The organism is Bacteroides ilei (assembly GCF_900128495.1).
GTDB classification, from domain to species: Bacteria; Bacteroidota; Bacteroidia; order Bacteroidales; family Bacteroidaceae; genus Phocaeicola; species Phocaeicola ilei.
This window is the reverse complement of record NZ_LT635801.1, coordinates 2818334-2834509: the sequence shown is the minus strand read 5'-3', so window position 1 is coordinate 2834509 and position 16176 is coordinate 2818334. Positions and strand designations below refer to the sequence as shown.

Sequence of the window (16176 nt, the reverse complement as noted above, 5' to 3'; positions counted from 1 at the left end):
AGATGAAGGCAGTTGTATCTGGTTTTTTAGGGATTCAACCGGAAACTCAGGTGGGGTGGCTGGTTATAGCCTACATTCTGCCAGGCAACGGATAATCTGTACTGGCGGTCCTGCATTAAAGTGGCACGGCGGTCTTTTGCTGGAATCGGAGTTATATAGATACGCAATTCATTTTGGTCTTCCGATGGCCATATGACTTCTTCCCGCCAGTCTCCCAAAATATCTCCGGAGAGAGAGGGATTTCCTTTTGTCCCATTATTGGAGACTACACCTTCCGCCTTCATAAGAAGATCTGTTGTCTGTGTTTCCCAATTCCATTTGCTGATAGAGGTGTGGTCAAGCAGCTCCGACAGGTGGTCGGCGTCCCAGTATACGATAAAATTACAGGAAGCCGGTTTGTTCTTGGAGATTATGTCTCCGGTATCTGCTTTACGGAGTCCGGGCAGGTTGCTCCAACACTCGGATCCGGGAAAGCGTGGGTCAACGTCGGCTGATACACCTCTTCCCGCATCTGCACCCAGTCCGTCTTTCCAGATGATTTCCCCGGTTTTTCCGTCGAACATGGCCACTGCGGGAGTTCGTTTTACAATTGGATTATTCCCTTCATTCTCATGTACACCAAATACTTCAAGTCCCGGACGGGCAGGAATCAGGTCACCCACATGGATGGCATCGCCATGACGTAATCCGGTTGTGTAAAGTCCTTTTCCGTTATGGTCAACGGTCATTGCACCTACGCAGATTTCGTCGTATCCGTCCTGGTCGAAATCGGCAGTTGTCAGATTGTGATTTCCCATACCTGAATATCCATTCCATTCCGGTAAGGCGCTGTCGAAGGTCCATTTGTGTCTGAGTTTTCCGTCTGTAAAGGTCCATGCTGCCATTACAGTACGTCCATACCATCCTCTTATCATTATAGGTGAAGGGGTCTTGCCGTCCAGAAAAGCTATAGTTGCTGTAAAACGGTCGGAACGTCCTCCTGTATTATCGTTCCCGCAATTTCCGCCGATGCCTCCCCAACCGTCAAGTGGATAGCGTGTGGGAATATAAATTTCCGTATCTAAGGCCTTGCCGGTTTTCCCGTCGAATATTGTGATGTATTCCGGTCCTTGTACAATTTTACCGTAGGTCGGACTTGTTTTTTCGTAAGTACGCCAGTCTGCTTTGGGATCACCTATAGAATTGCCCGTACCGTCTATCGTTCCGTCCCCTGTTTTACAGCATAACTCGGCCTGTCCGTTTCCGTCGAAGTCGAATACCAGCAGATTGGTTGTAGCTGCTCCCGAACGGATATTAGGTCCCAGATCAATACGCCATAAATGTGTGCCGTCCATTTTATAGGCATCTATGATTGTATTGGCGGTGAAACCTTTTTGTGGTGGTCTTTTAGAATTCGTAGGGTCCCATTTTAATACGATTTCGTATTCGCCGTCTCCGTCAAGGTCTCCTATTGAACAGTCGTTTGCCTTGTATTCATAGATCTCGCCAGCTATTGTGCCGCCTTCAGGACGTTGGATAGGGATAGATAAATAGGGTTTGGGAGAGCCGGCTTGCCGGCTGAAGCGGGCGAGTTCTTTGCTTCCGCTTTTAAGAATCCAGGTATTGTCTTTCTCCCAGTTGACCGACATATCCTGAAAGTCGGATGTCTGTGTAATGGGGGCTGGGTTCAGTTTGATTGCTTTGCCTTTGCCGGTAGACCGGTAGATGTCGAATGGCATGTCGGTCTTGTCTGTAATGAACATTCTCCAGCTTAGTTGCATGCCATGTCCGTCAGAAATTCCGACAAATCCTCGTGAAAGCTTTTCTCCGTTATAGGGTTGTGCACCAAGATGGATGGGGAATGTGCACCCCATCATGAGGCAGAATAATAATGTTTTGTATTTCATATATCAAACTTTAGAGGTTGAAAAAATAAATATAGAGGTATTTTGTATGTCCATTCTGTATTATTGTGTAGAAAAGCTGGATAAAAGGACTCTGGAGTATTTTTATACTGTGAACAGAAATTTTTAATTAGGCATATTGGAGGTAATAAATCTTTATTTTATGGATATTTATGGACTATTAATAAATTGTTTTATGCGTTTTTAAAATAATTTATAAGATTGCTAAGTCTAAAAGATTGTTATTTATATAAAATAAACGTATTTTATTTGTATTCCGATTTTGACGGGACAATACTAATAATTTCTGTTAAAGACTTAGAAACTAATTTCATGGTCGTTTTTCCCATGTTTTATATACAATTTTCTATGCCGTATTAATAAAATTGGAAATAATTTTGTGACCAAAAAAATAACGATTGTTATATAATAGCCCTAACTTTTGTTTAACTTAATAATTTAGAAGTATGAAAGACAGGAAGATGTCTATTCTGTTGCGCGGCTCTTGTTTGATGCAGCGTTTATTTTTTCTAATCTTGTTGTCAGTAGTTGCGATGACTGCTTATGCACAAGGTAAGAGTGTGTCAGGTACAGTACTTGACAAAACTGGCGAAACGGTGATTGGTGCAAGTGTGTTAGTCCAAGGGACTACTAATGGTACAATTACTGATATGGATGGTAAGTTTACCTTATCTAATGTTTCTGATGATGCCGTTTTGGAAATTAGCTTTGTTGGTTATAAAACACAGGCCATTCCAGTAAAGGGACAATCTGTATTTAATGTGACGTTGTTGGATGATACAGAGGTCTTAGATGAAGTTGTAGTAGTAGGTTATGGTACTATGAAGAAAAGTGATGTTACAGGGGCTTTAACTCGTGTAACCTCATCTGTTATTGAAGAACGGCCGGTGCAGAATGCATTACAAGCAATGCAGGGAAAGGCTGCCGGTGTAGAAATTTCTACCAATAGTCGTCCTGGACAATTAGGGGATGTTCGTATTCGTGGTACACGTTCTATTGATAATTCTAATGATCCTCTTTATGTTGTAGATGGTATACCTTTGACTGCTGGGTCAATGGCAGATTTGAATCCTAATGATATTGAATCAATGGAAATTTTGAAGGATGCCTCAGCTACAGCTATTTATGGTTCTCGTGGTGCAAATGGTGTCGTACTTATTACCACTAAAAAGGGAATTAAAGGAAAAGCTTCTATTTCTTATAGTGGAAATGTTACTTTCTCAAAAATTGGTTCTATGACTGATTGGATGGATTCGGGAGAGTATGTTGATTGGCAAATGCAGAAATTGATAAATTCAGATAATTATCCAGGTAAATATGGTACAGCTCCAGATCCTGATCAAATAGCTAATATTTTTGACTTGGGTAATACACCGGAAGCCAAAGTGAATTTTGACCGTGCTTGGCAAAAGGATACGAGCGGTAATTATGTAATGCGTAATGCAACTCCAGAGGAAATAGCTAAAGGTTATGCAGCGCAGGTTCCAGTATATAATCCTAGTGCTTATGAGACTACAGACTGGACCAAATTGGTTACTCGTACAGGTATTACACAAAATCACCAGATTTCACTTTCGTCTGGTACAGAAACCTCTAATCTGTATTTATCTTTAGCTTATTTGGATCAACAGGCTGCCTTGAAGGATCAGGATTATAAGCGTTATTCTGCTAATATTAGTGGTGAAATTACTCCTATGCCTTGGTTGACTGTTGGTATGGGGATTAAGGCAAGCCATTCTATACAGAATTATGGTATTATTAATAATAGCTCTTCATCAAATACTGGTGCAAAAGATTCATATAGTTATGCATTGACGTTATTGCCTATTTATCCGGCTTTTGATGAAAATGGTAACCCTATACAAGGTGTTGGATCTAATAATGGTTTGGAGCATAATCCTGCATGGGATATTGATAAGGCCATAAATGAAACGCGTGTAACATCTATGTTGCTTAGTTCACATCTGGATATTGATTTTGGGAAAATATGGACACCGTTAGACGGTGTTAAATGGCGTACAAATTTAGGAGCTCAAACTCGTAATTCTCGTTATGGTAGTTATTATGGTGAGGAATTTTCTAATCCGTTGGAGAATTCAGCTTATGCTCCAAATACAGCATACAATGATCAGGATTCTAGTATTTCTTGGACTTTGGAGAATATGGTTTTTTATAATAAAACATTCTTAGATGCCCATACAATTGGATTGACATTGATGCAGTCGGCTGAAATGTATCGTACAGAAGGTATGGATTATCGTGCATATAGTTGTACTTTCCCTACGGCTTTGTGGTATGCATTGGCTAATTCTGATACAACTCGTAATGGCATTGGTTCTTCTTATTCTAAACAAACTCGTGCTTCTTACATGGGACGTGTGAATTATAATTTCAAAGATCGTTATTTGTTGACATTAACAGGTCGTTGGGATGGTGCTTCTGTATTAGCTTTAGGTAATAAATGGGATTTCTTTCCGTCAGCTGCTTTGGCATGGAAGATTAGTGAAGAGTCTTTTATGAAAAATATCTCATGGCTTGATCAATTAAAGCTTCGTGTAGGTTATGGTGTTACTGGTAATGCTTCTGTAAGTCCATATCAGACATCTGGTGCTATGACTGCATCAGGAGCAGGTAAATTTTTTGGCGAAGGTAATTCAACAGTAATTTCTAATGGAGCTAAGGCTAATGTATTACCAAATCTTGAGTTAGGATGGGAGAAGACTGCTTCAACTAATGTTGGTATTGATTTTGGTTTTTTGAACAATCGTATTAGTGGTAGTATCGAATACTATGAGGCCCGTACTCGTGATTTGATTTTGTCGAAAGCTATTCCTGGTATTTTAGGTTATACATCAATTCGTACAAATGTTGGTAAAACAGCCAACCGTGGTTTTGAGTTTACATTATCTACTGTAAATGTCAGCACTAGTGATTTTACATGGAAAACTGATTTTTCATTCTCTACAAATAAAGGTTGGATTGTAGAATTGGCTAATGGTAAGGTTGATGATACTGCTAATGGTTGGTTTATTGGTCGCCCGATTGATAATGTATGGAATTATAAATATGATCGTTTGTGGCAGAATACAGATAGTGATTTACGTTTGTTAGCTTTATATAAAGAAAATGGTATTACCATGAAACCTGGTATGGCGATGATTGAAGACCAACCTCTTGTTGAAGTTCCAGTAGGAACGGAAGGTGCAAAAACTGCTAATATTACATGGACAGATACTGAGGGAAATTCTCATACAGAAACTGTGACATATGAAGATAATGGCTTTGGTACTATCAATGATGATGATAAGAAGCATCTGGGACATTGGTCTCCAAAATGTTCGGCAGGATTTACTACTACTTTTACCTATAAAGATTGGGAGTTAAGTGCATTTTTCTATGGACGTTTCGGAGGTTTGTATTATGGTTTGACACAGACGTTAGGGCGTCGTGTTGAAACAGATTTGTGGAGTGTGGATAATCCGGATGGTAAATATCCTGTTCAATATAGTGGCGGTACATATACTGGAGTAACAGATTATAGTAAATATATGAGCTATACTAAGGGTAATATGGTTGCATTACGTAATATCTCGCTTTCATATAATTTCCCACAACGTTGGTTGAATAAGGCTGGTATTAATAAATGTCAGATTTATGCTCAATGCTTGAATCCGTTTATTTGGGGTGGTGAGTTGGTAAAAGCAGGTATTAATCCTGATGATATTACAGGATGGACTAATTTTAACTCAGAAGGAGAAACTACAGGTGGACAGACAAATAATACGATGTTAACACGTAGTTATGTAATTGGTATTCGTCTTGGATTTTAATTAATATTTAATTTAGTAATTATGAAATTTAATAAATATATTTTATTTTCTGTGGCAGCAGTCTCGTTGGCTTCCTGTACCGATAACTTTTTGGAAGAAGAGATGGTATCTACTATTACTCAGGATTACTTCAATACCGAAAAAGGAATGGGTGAATTGATTACTGCGACTTATGATGCTTTCCGTCAATCTAAACAATATACACAGGGGCCGTCAACATATTTTCTTGGGGTCGATAATATGACGGCTGCTGGAGCCACAACCTCTAATTATTCAGCTTCTGTTTGGAGTTCTACTGGAGCTCCTGCTAATAATATGGATGGCCTTTGTGCTGAATATACAAGTAGTCAGATGCTAGGATATTATCCTACTATTAATAACTGTAATCGTGTTATTCAGACTATTAATGAAGGAAAAGGTCCCGGTAAATATGCATCAGGAACTGACGCAGCCCGTGCAAAAGCTGAGGCTTTGTTTAATCGTGCTTATTGTATCTATATTATGAATACATTCTTGGGTGATGTATATTTCCCGCGTACATATACAACTGGGTTGCCAAGTAGTTATGCATTCAAACGTGAATCATCTGAATCTATTTATAGACAAATAATTACAGATCTTCGCTATGGTTTTGATAATCTACCTACAGCTTCAGAAATGGCTTCTGGTGAATTTGGTAGAGCTACAAAAGGAGCAGCCGCTCATTTCTTGGCAAAATTGTATTTGTATCGTTATATGGGTAAGGATTATGGAACAGCTGAGTATGGGCGTAATTCGGATGGTACAATAGATAATACTAATCCTAAATCATATTTGGGTATGCTATATAAAGGCACAGGTTCTGCTGATTTGGATTCTTGTATTTATTATAGCAATTATGTAATTGATCAGGATGGTCATTATGCTTTAGCTGACGATTATGGAACATTATTTGTCCGTAAAGGTGGGGATTTCTCTGGTGAAACAAGTCCGGAAATAATATTTTCTTGTGTATATGGTTATCCGGCTACTGATGGAAATAATGGCCGGTATGGGAATCGTTTAATGTATTTCTTGTCACCGGCATATATGGTCGCATTGTGGGGGATTCCTGAAACATGTTGTGATTATCCATATCGTGGACGTTCCCATATTGCTTCGACGAACGATTTTGGGTTTGATGTTTTTGCGGATAAAACGATTGATTCACGTTTTGAAAAGTCTTTTTGGGTTGAAATGGAAACAGCTCTTCGTGGAACAGGAGGGGCGAGTGGCTATGCTGCAAATCTGCCTTATTATGCTTATAATGATCCTCAAAATGGGACTTATGTTTGGACTGAAGAGCAGGCTTCATATTTTAATTCACACATATTACCGACTTATGATCGTCAGTCGTGGGGTGGACGTCAGGCTGTAGCTGGAGAACATAAGATGGGTTCAGGTGATCTTGCTTATGCTTATTTGGAAAATACTAAAGCAACGGCTATTGATTTGGATGAGGCAGAAGCACAACCTTATTTCTTATTTGCACGTTGGGTGAAAAAAGATGGAAAGTATTATTATCGTCCTGTACGTAATCAGAGAAATGGTAACGAGCCTTATTTGGATCATACAAATCATGGTGGTTTGAATAACATGTCCAAAGAACCTCAGCCGGCAACCCGTAAATATGATGATCCAGATCGTCCGGGAGCAGATACTTATTATTCAGGACGTGATGTTCCTATTTTCCGTATTGCAGAAACTTATTTGATTCGTGCTAATGCTTATGGATTGAAAGGGCAATATTCAAATGCGATAGCTGATATTAATAAGGTTCGTGAACGTGCCGCATATCGTCCAGGTGAAAAACGTGCTGAAGTAATTGCTCGTTTGTATCCAGGCAGTGAAAATCTGGAGTCATCTGAGCGTCATTACCCATATACAGTGACTCAAGATTATTCTTCTAAGATGATGATTGATGCCACTTCATGGGATGGTAGTTCTCAGGCTTCTGTACGGGAAATGTATCCAGGGCAGAGTATTTTAGGTGGTGCTTTAAGTGAAACTGATCGTTTCCAGAATTTTATTTTGAATGAAGTTGCTCGTGAATTCAATATGGAAATGATTTATTATGATTGGTTACATCATTCTGCTTGGCAGTATGTTCGTATATTGTATCATAATAAGGAGGCATCTACATTGACTGAGGGTCCTGATTATTGGCCAGTAGCAGATAATGAAGTTAGTGATGGGTCTCTTTCTGGACGTAAAGGTTTAGGATTTTTACAGCCTTATCATACCTTGAAACCCTTTAAACAGGCAACCCTTGATTTGTATACAGACGAGAATAACAATGTTCTTGATGAGGCTGGAAAGAAAGCTTATCAAAATTATGGCTATAATAATTAATGTGTAACTAATTGACATGAATTTAAAGTTTTAGAATTCATATTCTTATGATATTTCAGTAATATCTTAGGCAATAAAGATGAAAATGAGGTTAGCCAACTAATTCGTAATACTAAAAGTTAAGTACGAATTGGTTGGCTTTCTTTTGTTATTTTAATGAAATATCTTTAGATAATTCCTAGAAATCAACAATCCCTCCAGACTGTCTGACTTACATACTGAAAAGCCAGACAGTCTGGAGGGATTGTTTCAGAGTAAGCATTCGGTAAACCACGTATTTTTATCTCCAACTTCCATCATTAACTTTACGTCCAAAAAGCAAAGTTATGATGACACGAGAAGAAGTAGTAGAGATAATGAACTACTGCAAAGAGCACAAAGTGACTTATAAGTCAAGATTAGAGGAGCTCAATATCCCTGTATGGCGGTTTTATGACAGCAAATCCCGTTATGCCGCCGAGCAATCATCGGGTAAATCGGCTCAAGGTGAGTTTATCGAGCTTCCCCACAGCGGATCTTTTGTTCCTGTTCCTTCATTTGCCGGAACAAGCGGGCGTAAACAGAAAAACGCACCGATCCCGCCAAGCGGATTGAAAGAGATAGAAATACGTACACCGGCCGGTACTGCCATACGCATTTGCGGTGAGCTAAATGAAAAGGAACTGTTTTCAATCATCCAGGCCTGCAGCCATGTTCAGCCTTAATGACAGTATGCGCTATCTGTTGTATAACCGCCCGACTGATATGCGCAAAAGCTTTCATACTCTCAGCGGTATCATTACCGACGCCATGGGTCAGGACCCCAGCAACGGCAACGTATATATCTTCATAAACCGTGCCCGTGACCGCATAAAGCTCCTGCATTGGGAGCCGGGCGGCATGGTGCTGTATTCCAAACTTCTGGAAGCCGGTACCTTAGGCAAGCCTGATTCTGCCAACGACAATGAGGTCTGTACAAATATAGAATGGCGGGAACTTGTCATGATTGTGGAGGGTATCATGGAAGCCCGCGACTCCCGTCGCACGAGACTTGAAAACCTGCAGAAACTTCGAAAATAGTATCGGATTTTTACTCTATTCGCTTTTGTATGTCATTGGATTTTAGTATATTTACATTGTAGAACAATGAGATACAGATGCTTACAGAAGAACAGGAAAAAGCCTTATTGGAAGAAATTGAGAAGCTCCGTCAGGATAAAGCGGCGCTTATCAGCAGGGTTTCCTCGCTGGAACAATCCCTTTACTGGCTCCGGAAAAAAGTCTTTGGGCGGATGAGCGAGAAGAGTCTTCCGCTTGATCCCAACCAGCTGTTTCTGTTCTCAAAGGAGGAAATGTCCTCCATGGAAATATCCCGGATGGAGAAGGAAGTCCGCAAGAGTGAAGAAGAAATCACCAGAACTATAAAAGTCAAGGAAAAACCGGTCCGCAAGTCTCTGGACACTTCCTCACTGCCTGTAGAGGTTGTTGATCTTTACCCTGAAGGGACAACAGACGAGGAAGGCAGGCTTAAGGATGAATTCATTGAAATCGGAAAGGAAGAGAGTTCACGCCTGGAACGTGTTCCGGCAAAAGTATATATCCTGAAGACCGTCCGTCACAAAGTGATAAGTAAATCCGATATGGAGAAATACCCCGAGGAAAGGCAGATCCTGATTCACCCGCTACCTCTTGTTCCGGTCAGCAAATGTATGGCAGGCGCCTCGGTCCTGACGGACATTATCATCGGCAAGTTCATGTATCATCTCCCGTTCTACCGTCTGATACAGCAGTATCGCGAATCAGGAATCAGCATAAGCGAATCTACCATGTGCGGATGGTATGAAATGGCGGTGGAGAAACTCAAGCTGCTGTACAACCTGCTCAAACAGAAGATACTCTCCAGTGAGTATATACAAGTGGACGAGAGTGTCATTCCTGTGATGGACAATGAGAAACATAAGGCGAAAAAAGGGTATGAGTGGTGCGTGCGCGACGGCATCACGGGGGACGTCATGTTCCATTATGACCGTGGCAGCCGTTCGGGGATGGTAGCCCGTGAACTGCTGGGATGCTACCGTGGCATTGTGCAATGTGACGGCTATGCAGCTTACGAACAGTTCGAGCAGATGAAAGGAATCACCCTGGTCGGCTGTTGGGCACATGCCAGAAGGAAGTACGTGGATGCCCTGGAAGAGAACAGGACCCTGGCCACACAGGCAATACACTACATCGGCAAGCTGTACAAGATAGAATCTGAAGCCAATGATGCCGGACTCGCAGCCGAAGAGCGTAAGGAAAAACGTATCAGTGAGGCCTATCCGCTGATACTTGAATTTGAAAAGTGGCTGCAGGATGCTTATCTCAGAGTGCTTCCTAAAAGCCGCATGGGTAAAGCCATCGAATATACGTACACGCTTCTTCCCAGGCTTTCCAGATACGTAAACGACGGAAGAATCGAAATTGATGACAACCGCATAGAAAATGCCATAAGACCTTTGGCCTTGGGCAGAAAGAATTATCTGTTCTGCGGCAACGACGCATCCGCATACAGGGCTGCCATCGTGTACTCACTGATTGCCACCTGCAAGTCTGCAGAAGTAGACCCCAGAATCTGGATGGAAGATGTCCTGAGTAAAATCCCATATTATGAAAGGGATGAGAAGAATATGGAAGAACTTCTACCACGTGATTGGGCTAAATCCCATCAAACTTGTTCCGAATAGATACTATTAGTTCCGAATCGACTACAAATAACACCGATTCGGAACTAATTCACAAAATTTGCAACGTGGTTTACCGAATGCTTACGTTTCAGAAATCTATATGATTTTATTCTTCTGCCAGTACGAAATCCAATTGTTTCTTTTCCAGATTAGCACGGGCCACTTTGATTTTGATCGGGTCGCCTAGGCTGAATTTGCGGTGATGGCGGCGTCCTATCAAGCAATAATTCTTTTCGTCGAATTCATAATAGTCATTGCCCAGATCACGCATGGATATCATTCCTTCACATTTGTTTTCGTTGATTTCCACATAGAGGCCCCATTCCGTTACACCGGATATAACTCCGTCATAAACGTTTCCGATACGTTCTCCCATAAATTCTACCTGTTTGTATTTGATAGAAGCGCGTTCGGCGCTGGCGGCAGTCTGTTCCATTGCTGAACTGTGTTCACATAAGGCTTCATATTTATCGGCTTGGGCCGTACGTCCGCCTGCCTCATATCGGGTAAGCAGACGATGTACCATCAGGTCGGGATAACGACGTATAGGTGAGGTAAAATGAGTATAATAATCAAAGGCCAGTCCGTAGTGTCCGATGTTATGGATAGAATAGCGTGCCTTCTGCATGGCTCTCAGTGAAACGGTCTCTATCAGATTCTGCTCTTTTTTACCGGTTACATCACTGAGCAGGCGGTTCAATGATTTTGACACTTCGGTTTTGCTTCCACTGGTACGGATCTTGTATCCGAATCGGGCTATAAACTGACTTAGATTGTCGAGCTTGTCGGGATCCGGCAGATCGTGGATACGGTAAGGGAATACTTTCGGTTTTTTGTTTTTAGGCGTTTTTCCTACATGTTCGGCTACGGTACGGTTGGCTAGCAGCATGAATTCCTCAATCAGCTTGTTGGCGTCTTTGGACACCTTGAAATAGACGCTGAGGGGTTTGCCTTTCTCATCAATCTCGAATTTCACTTCACAACGGTCAAAATTGATTGCACCGGCCGCCATCCGTTTTTCGCGTAAGATTTTGGCAAGTTTGTCTAACTCCAGAATTTCCTCTTTATAATCTCCCTGTCCGGTTTCGATGATATTCTGTGCTTCTTCGTATGTGAAGCGTCGGTTGGACTTGATTACGGTATGGCGGATACGGTAGTCTTTGACTTCCGCTTTGTCGTTCATGTCGAAAATGACCGAATAAGCCAGTTTTTCTTCATCCGGCCGGAGGGAACAGATGAAATTACATAGACGTTCCGGAAGCATCGGTATGGTACGGTCTACAAGATAGACGGATGTAGCGCGTTTTACCGCCTCTTTGTCGATGACACTGCCTTCGGTCACGTAATGTGATACATCGGCTATGTGTACACCTACCTCCCATAATCCTGGTTTTAGCTGACGGATGGAAAGGGCGTCATCGAAATCCTTGGCGTCTTTCGGGTCGATAGTAAAGGTTACGACATCCCGGAAATCTTCCCGTTCGGCATAGTCTTGTGGAGTGATTTCTGCCGATATCTTGTCGGCAGCTGCTTCTACATTCTGTGGGTATGTATACGGTAATCCGTATTCTGCCAGTATGGCATGCATTTCGGTTGTATTGTCTCCGGCTTTACCCAGTATATCGATGACTTCTCCAAACGGGTTCTTGGCTTCATCGGGCCATTCAATGATTTTTACTACAGCTTTATCGCCGTCCTTGCCTCCTTTCAGCTTTTCTTTCGGGATAAAGATGTCATTGGCAAGGGTACTGCTTTCCGTAAGCAAAAATGCATAGTTCTTGCTTACTTTCAGTGTACCGACAAACGTACTGTTTGCATGTTCCAGTATCTCAATGACTTGTCCTTCTATATCATGACGACGACGTTTGGCACATAAAGCTACCTTTACCTTGTCATTGTTCATGGCATGGCCTGAATTACGTTCGGCTATGAAAATCGGTTCTCCTCCGTTGTCCGGGATAAATGAATTCTTTCCATTGCTTTTCCGTACAAAGGTACCAGTCAGAATCTGACCTTTGTCATTGAGCTTGTAATGGCCTTTCTCTGTTTCGAGAAGGAAATTGTCTTCTGTCATTTCTTGGATAGTATCTACACAAAGCATTTTCAGTGGGTGTGTAGTAAGGTGCAATGATACGAATATCTGTTTGAGGCTGAAACTCTCTGTTGGCTTGGTACGGAAGAAGTTTATCAGTAGCTCACTCAGCTCTTTTTTCTTCATTCTTTTTCCGCCTTTTTTCTCTTTTTTGTTTTTAGCCATAGTTTCTCTATTTTAGTTTATATTCATGAAATGGCATCTGATTGATATCACTAGTACAAAGTAAGCAAAATAAATGAAATGGCACATCAATAACTTGTTTTATTTTAAGGAAAGATGTATATAAACCATTATCTTTGTGCTCTGTTTTTAACGGAATGAAAGAATGGATAAAACTGATGCAGTTCTACGTGAGAAAGAACTTTATAAAGTGACTTTGGTAGGAAGTTTTGTAAACGTCCTGCTAGTAGCTTGCAAATTTGTTGCAGGAATCTTGGGGCATAGTGCGGCAATGGTAGCTGATGCCGTACATTCTCTTTCTGATTTGGTAACAGACGTAATTGTGATTGTCTTTGTCCGTGTTTCCGGGAAACCGGCCGATAAGAATCATGATTATGGGCATGGTAAGTATGAGACTTTGGCCACTTTGCTGATTGGTGTGGCATTATTGGCTGTGGGTGTAGGTATTTTTTGGAATGGAGCTGAACAGATCATGGCTTTCATCAACGGTGAGAAGTTAGCTTCTCCCGGTTGGATTGCTTTAGGAGCAGCTGTCGTTTCTGTCGTGTCTAAGGAAATATTGTTTCAATATACCCGTCGGGTAGGACGGATGTTTGACAGCCCCGCTGTAATAGCCAATGCCTGGCATCACCGGAGCGATGCCTTTTCGTCTATCGGTACGGCTGTCGGTATCGGTGGAGCTATTATTTTAGGGGAAAATTGGAGGGTACTGGATCCTATAGCTGCTGTAGTTGTGAGTCTGTTCATTATAAAGGTCTCCATTATGCAGCTGAAACCTTGTCTGGACGAATTGCTTGAAAGTTCGTTGCCTGAAGAAGTGGAGAAACAGATCACCGAGATTGTCCTTTCTGAAGAAGGTGTTAGTGAGCCGCATCATCTCCGGACACGTCGGATAGGCAGCCATTATGCCATTGATGTACATATCCGCATGGATGGTAATCTGAAATTATCGGAGGCACACGCTAAAGCGACTGCTGTCGAGCGTAAGTTAAGAGAAAAATACGGTGAAGGAACGTATGTGAGCCTTCATGTAGAACCCGAAAAATAAACAGATGAAGAAAAAAGTTTTGGTTACAGGAGCCAGTGGCTTTATAGGCAGTTTTCTGGTTGAAGGTGGTCTGGAACGTGGAATGCAGGTCTGGGCGGGTGTCAGGAAGAGTAGCAGCCGCAAGTATCTGCAGGAGCAGGACATACGTTTTGCCGTTCTTGATTTTACTGATTCCGACCACCTGGCCGAACAGTTGCAGAAGCATAAACTGGAGCATGGAGGATGGGATTATATCATCCATTGTGCCGGTGTGACCAAATGTAGTGATAAGGCTGACTTTGAAATCGGAAATTATTGGGCAACACGTCATTTCATCGAAACGTTGGTCCGCCTGGATATGGTACCTGAACGGTTTATCTATCTCAGTTCTCTGAGTGTTTTCGGTCCGATTCATGAAAAAGATTATATGCCGATATGTGAACAGGATACCCCTCATCCTAATACGGCTTACGGAAAAAGTAAGTTACATTCGGAAGAGTTTCTGTTTTCAATGGAAGATTTTCCTTATGTGATATTCCGTCCTACGGGGGTTTACGGTCCCCGTGAACGTGACTATTATCTGATGGCTGAATCAATCAGCAGGCATTTGGATATAGCGGCGGGATTCCGTCGTCAGGATATCACATTTGTGTATGTAAAGGATCTGGTCAAGGCTGTTTATCTGGCTATTGAAAAAAAGGTTTCCCGAAGATCTTATTTTGTCAGTGACGGAAAAGTCTATAACAGCCGTACTTTTTCCGATCTGATCCGGAAGGAGTTGGGAAATCCATGGTGGATCCGTTTTACTTGTCCTCTGCCCTTGCTGAAAGTCATCTCTTTCTTTTCAGAACAAGCTGCAAAGCTGTTTCATAAGGGAAGTACGTTGAATCTGGATAAATATAAGATTATGAAGCAGCGTAACTGGCGTTGTGACATTACACCTCTGGAGAAGGAATTAGGCTATAAAGCCGATTACTTGTTGGATAAAGGCGTTAAGGAAACTATTGCTTGGTATAAGAAAGAAGGATGGCTATAAAGTTATTTGAACGGGTTGAAAGTGGAAAAGGACTTTTTGCTGTAGAGGCAATCAGTCTTATATATAATGCACTTACCTCCATATTGATATTGTTGTTATATGCACGGATGGACCATCCGGGTACGATGTTGCTGGAACGTTTGGGAATCGTTGTATTGACGTTTGTGCTGATTTATCTGTATCAGGCATTCCCCTGCCGTCTGACAGCTTTTATCCGTATGGCAGTCCAGATGGTATTACTGGCCTATTGGTACCCCGATACATTCGAATTTAACCGTTTGTTTCCAAATCTGGATCATCTGTTCGCACATGCCGAGCAAGCTATATTCGGTTGTCAGCCGGCTGTCACCTTCAGCAGGTTATGTCCTTCCATATGGTTCAGCGAACCGTTCAATATGGGATATTTCTGTTATTATCCCATGATATTGGTCGTTGTAGTGTATTATTTCCTTTTCCGTTTCGAATGGTTCGAGAAAATCTGTTTTGTGCTGGTTACGTCTTTCTTCATCTATTATTTCATCTATATTCTTTTACCGGTTGCCGGTCCTCAGTTTTATTTTCCTGCCGTAGGTATGGATAAGATAAATGCATGTATATTCCCTTCAATCGGGGATTATTTTAATACCAATGATTACCTGATTCCCGGACCGGGTTTTGATAAAGGCTTCTTTTATCGGTTGGTCGAGGCTTCACAGGAAGTGGGTGAACGTCCTACTGCTGCATTCCCGAGTTCGCATGTCGGTATTTCTACCATTGTGATGATCATGGCATGGCGTGTCAGCAAGAAGCTGGCATTTGTGCTGGCTCCCTTCTATATCTTGTTGTGTTGTGCTACAGTCTATATTCAGGCCCATTATCTGATTGATGCTATTGTGGGATTTGTTTCAGCATTTTTTGTGTATCAACTGGCTACTTTGATGTATAAACGTTGGTTTATTTCACCGGTATTTAAACTGATGGGTTGATTTTTTCATTTTTTGTGTTACTTTTTGTGGCGAATTGCGTCTAAAGGGTAGATAAACATTAAAACAT

10 protein-coding genes are annotated in these 16176 nt (G+C 41.6%); 8 read left to right on the top strand and 2 right to left on the bottom strand.

The window, feature by feature from the left end; translation table 11 throughout:
- Positions 1-26 precede the first annotated feature (26 nt).
- Entirely contained in the window at positions 27-1886 is a 1860-nt protein-coding gene (locus BQ7489_RS12095; protein ID WP_072531210.1) for a rhamnogalacturonan lyase, read from the bottom strand.
- Between the two features lie 464 nt (positions 1887-2350).
- Here BQ7489_RS12095 and BQ7489_RS12090 point away from each other — a divergent pair, with 464 nt between their 5' ends.
- The 5 genes from BQ7489_RS12090 to tnpC all read left to right on the top strand — a co-directional run bounded on the left by BQ7489_RS12090 (position 2351) and on the right by tnpC (position 10806).
- On the top strand, positions 2351-5734 hold the full coding sequence (locus BQ7489_RS12090) for a SusC/RagA family TonB-linked outer membrane protein (protein WP_072531209.1): 3384 nt from the start codon (positions 2351-2353) through the stop codon (positions 5732-5734).
- A 21-nt stretch (positions 5735-5755) separates the two neighbouring features.
- Positions 5756-8104 (top strand): RagB/SusD family nutrient uptake outer membrane protein, encoded by a 2349-nt coding sequence (locus BQ7489_RS12085; protein WP_072531208.1) that lies wholly within the window; start codon positions 5756-5758, stop codon positions 8102-8104.
- Positions 8105-8430: 326 nt separating this feature from the next.
- Positions 8431-8808, top strand: a complete 378-nt coding sequence (locus BQ7489_RS12080; RefSeq protein ID WP_227195382.1) for a hypothetical protein — start codon at positions 8431-8433, stop codon at positions 8806-8808.
- Positions 8795-9163: an IS66 family insertion sequence element accessory protein TnpB gene (tnpB, locus tag BQ7489_RS12075; RefSeq protein ID WP_072531207.1), complete on the top strand. Its 369-nt coding sequence runs from the start codon at positions 8795-8797 to the stop codon at positions 9161-9163. Before BQ7489_RS12080 ends, tnpB begins: the two co-directional genes overlap by 14 nt.
- Before the next feature lie 77 nt (positions 9164-9240).
- Positions 9241-10806, top strand: a complete 1566-nt coding sequence (gene tnpC / locus BQ7489_RS12070; RefSeq protein ID WP_072531206.1) for an IS66 family transposase — start codon at positions 9241-9243, stop codon at positions 10804-10806.
- Positions 10807-10912: 106 nt separating this feature from the next.
- Here the strand turns inward: tnpC and rnr are convergent, their stop codons facing one another.
- A complete protein-coding gene (gene rnr / locus BQ7489_RS12065; protein ID WP_072531205.1) occupies positions 10913-13063 on the bottom strand; it encodes a ribonuclease R in 2151 nt (716 codons plus the stop codon).
- A gap of 163 nt (positions 13064-13226) precedes the next feature.
- Here rnr and BQ7489_RS12060 point away from each other — a divergent pair, with 163 nt between their 5' ends.
- Genes BQ7489_RS12060 through BQ7489_RS12050 form a run of 3 tightly spaced genes read left to right on the top strand, consistent with a single transcriptional unit; the run spans position 13227 to position 16109 of the window.
- Positions 13227-14129, top strand: a complete 903-nt coding sequence (locus BQ7489_RS12060) for a cation diffusion facilitator family transporter (RefSeq protein WP_072531204.1) — start codon at positions 13227-13229, stop codon at positions 14127-14129.
- A gap of 4 nt (positions 14130-14133) precedes the next feature.
- The gene (locus BQ7489_RS12055; protein WP_072531203.1) at positions 14134-15144 is read left to right on the top strand and encodes an NAD-dependent epimerase/dehydratase family protein; all 1011 of its coding nucleotides are present in this window, start codon (positions 14134-14136) and stop codon (positions 15142-15144) included.
- The gene (locus tag BQ7489_RS12050; protein WP_072531202.1) at positions 15135-16109 is read left to right on the top strand and encodes a phosphatase PAP2 family protein; all 975 of its coding nucleotides are present in this window, start codon (positions 15135-15137) and stop codon (positions 16107-16109) included. The genes BQ7489_RS12055 and BQ7489_RS12050 overlap by 10 nt, the downstream gene beginning before the upstream one ends.
- The last annotated feature ends 67 nt before the right edge of the window (positions 16110-16176 follow it).